5 protein-coding genes are annotated in these 2,924 nt (G+C 68.4%); all 5 read left to right on the top strand.

Going from position 1 to position 2,924, the window contains the following annotated elements; genetic code table 11:
* Nucleotides 1–609: flagellar hook-length control protein FliK (locus tag sphsw_RS14800; protein ID WP_031441297.1), on the top strand; the 609-nt coding region annotated here is incomplete at its 5' end.
* Nucleotides 610–626: 17 nt separating this feature from the next.
* Nucleotides 627–1,253: a flagellar basal body-associated FliL family protein gene (locus sphsw_RS14805; RefSeq protein ID WP_031441298.1), complete on the top strand. Its 627-nt coding sequence runs from the start codon at nt 627–629 to the stop codon at nt 1,251–1,253.
* A 3-nt stretch (nt 1,254–1,256) separates the two neighbouring features.
* Nucleotides 1,257–2,207, top strand: coding sequence for a flagellar motor switch protein FliM (locus sphsw_RS14810; protein ID WP_031441299.1), 951 nt, complete (start codon nt 1,257–1,259; stop codon nt 2,205–2,207).
* The gene (gene fliN / locus sphsw_RS14815; RefSeq protein ID WP_031394024.1) at nt 2,204–2,506 is read left to right on the top strand and encodes a flagellar motor switch protein FliN; all 303 of its coding nucleotides are present in this window, start codon (nt 2,204–2,206) and stop codon (nt 2,504–2,506) included. The genes sphsw_RS14810 and fliN overlap by 4 nt, the downstream gene beginning before the upstream one ends.
* A gap of 4 nt (nt 2,507–2,510) precedes the next feature.
* Entirely contained in the window at nt 2,511–2,765 is a 255-nt protein-coding gene (locus sphsw_RS14820) for a flagellar biosynthetic protein FliO (RefSeq protein ID WP_031394023.1), read from the top strand.
* Nucleotides 2,766–2,924: the final 159 nt, after the last annotated feature.

Below are 2,924 nucleotides of genomic sequence, written 5' to 3' on the forward strand. Positions count from 1 at the left end.
CCCGTGACCCTCGTCGTGCAGCAGCCGCCCGCCGCCGCCACACAGCCGCAACCCGGCACCGTCGCCTCCGCCGCGCAGGTCTTCGGCGCCGCGATCCAGGCGGCGGCGCGGCGCCGTGACGAGCCCCGCCTACGGGACGACACGACGCTGCCCGCCCCGCTCACCGCCGCCGGCACCGTTCACGCGCTCGCCCCGACCACGGACGCACAAGCGCCGCTCGACATGCGGCAGGAGCGCTGGCCGAGCGCGATGATCGATCGGATCGACATCCTGCGCGACGCGGCGAATGCGACCGATACGCGGATCCGCCTGATCCCCGATGCGCTCGGCACGATCAACGTCTCGGTCCGCAAGGACGGCGATACGCTGCATGTGCATTTCGCCGCCGAACAGGCCGCCACGCGCAGCCTGTTGCAGGAGGCGCAACCCCGGCTCGCCGAACTCGCCGATGCCCGCGGGTTGAAGCTGTCGCAGAGCAACGTCGATACCGGCGCCGGCCAGCAGCAGCAGCGCGCTGCGACGCCGCACCAGCCTTCGGCGCCTTCGCGCGCCCGCGCCGGAATCGCGACCGCTGCCGATACCGATTCCACCGACACCCGACTCGCCTGACCCGAAGGACTGCGTAGATGAGCGACAAGACCGAAGCCCCCGTGCCCAAGAAGAAGGGGAAGATAGGCAAGATGATCATCGGCGGCGTCGCGCTGCTCGTCCTGGTGGGCGGCGGCGTGGGGGCCGGTGTCTATGCCTCGAGCGCGGGGCTGATCGGCGGCGGCCATGCCGCGGCCGATGACGGCAAGCCCAAGCTCATCCCCAAAAGCGAGCAGAAGTCCGCCGGGGCCGAAGGGGACGGCGAAGGCGGCGGGCATGGCGGCGGCGAGGATGCCGCACCCGAGAATCACGGCATGGCGCCGCCTGCAGGCGAAGGCGGCGACCGCTATGCGTCGACCTATTATGCGCTGGAGAAGGAATTTACCGCCAACCTCCAGGACAGCGCGCATTTCATCCAGGTCGGCGTCGCCGTCTCGACGCCCTATGACAACAGCGTCATCGACCATCTCAAGACCAACGAGATCGCGGTCCGCTCCGCGATCCTGATGGCGCTCGGCGAGGCGACCGAAGACGAGGTGTTTACCGCGCAAGGCAAGCGCAAATTGCAGGGCGAACTGGCCAAGGCCATCAACGCTACGCTCAAGCAGAAGGAAGGTTTCGGGGGGATCGGTAACGTTTACTTTACCAGTTTCGTCGTTCAGTGAGGCATGGTTAACGCCCCCCCAGACACGACGATGCGCGAGCGGCGCGAGCGCGATCGTCCCCAGGCGGCCCATTCGGGCATGCTGGGGTCGGCCAAGCTCAATCCCTTCGGTGACCTCCACACGCTGCAGCATCTGTCCGCCCGGTTCGCGCGGACGCTGCGCGGCGTGTTCGAGCCGATGCTGCGCCAGGAAGTGCGCAGCTGGGCCGAGCCGCTCGTCGTCCAGCGCTTTGCCGATTACCGGGCAGAGCGCGGCGACGGGCTGATCGCCTGGCTGCCGATGGTGATGACGCCGGGCGCCGCGCAGGCGCTATGCGTGATGGACGGGCGGTTCATCCTCGAGCTGCTCGACCTGTTCTTCGGCGGGACGGGCGCGGTGCCACCGGTGCTGCCAGCCGAATTCTCGCCCGCGGGCGAAGCGATGATCGCGCGGATCGGCCAGCTGATCGCGACCCCGCTCAAGACCGCGTGGGAGCCGATGGCACGGTTCGAGTTCCAGCCGACCCGTGTCGAGGTGAACCCGGCGATGATCGCCGAGCTCGACGGCGAGGATGCGATGATCGTCACCCGCTTCGGGCTGGCGACGGGGGCGGGCAAGCCGGTGTTTCTCGACCTCGTCTACCCGGTCACGGCGCTCAAGCCGCACGCCCCGTCGCTCACCACCAAGGTGCTCGGCAAGACCGCCGAGCCCGATCCGGCCTGGCGCAACGAGCTGACCCGCGCGGCGATGAACATCCGCTTCCCGATCCGCTCGGTGCTCGCCGAACCCGTCGTGTCGCTGCAGATGCTGATGGACCTGAAACCCGGCGACGTGATCCCGATCACGATCTCGGGCGACGTTCCCGTGATGGTCGGCAACGACCGGCTCGGCTGCGGCACGGTCGGCACGTCCAACGGCTTCGCCGCCATCCAGCTCACCTCCATTACCCGTATCGACGAAGGATTCGCAGCATGACCGACATGGCCGGTACTTTTCCGGTCGACGCCGCCGTGGCCGCCAATTTCAGGCTGCTCCAGGACGTCGACGTCAAGCTGACCGTCGAGATCGGCTCGACCAGCCTGACGCTGCGCGAACTGCTCGCGCTGAGCGAGAGCAGCGTGATCGAGCTCGATCGCCAGGCCAACGAGCTGCTCGACGTGTTCGTCAACGGCACGCTGATCGGTCGTGGCGAGGTCGTCACCGTAGGGGAGCGGTTCGGGGTGCGGATGACCGAGCTGGTCAGCCCCGACAAGTCGCTCGCGGCGCGCGGCTGATCCGATGCTCTGGTCCTATATCCTGAAACTCGTCATCCTCCTGCCGCTCGTCTGCGGGCTGATGGTCGGCTGTCTGCTGCTGTGGCGCAAGTTCGAGAGCCGCATGCCCGGCAAGCCCACGTCGCGGCTGATCGGCGTCAAGGAAACGATGATGATCTCGCCGGGCCTGCGCCTCGCGGTGATCGATTTCGAGGGCCGGCGGCTGCTCGTCTCGGTCGGTCGCGGCGGCGTGCACCTGATCGACAAGGTCGACGCATGAGCCTGATCGTTACGCGCAAGGGGTCGGGCCCGGCGCTGATTACCGCTGTAGAGGCCAGGACGCAGTCGCGTGGCGCTGCGTGGCTGTGGGTCGGCCTCGCGCTGCTGGTCGCCCTGTTCCTCGCCATGCCCGCCTTCGCGCAGGCCGTCCCCCCCCCCG

The sequence above is a fragment of the Sphingomonas sp. FUKUSWIS1 genome, from assembly GCF_000733135.1.
Taxonomy (GTDB): domain Bacteria; phylum Pseudomonadota; class Alphaproteobacteria; order Sphingomonadales; family Sphingomonadaceae; genus Sphingomonas; species Sphingomonas aerolata.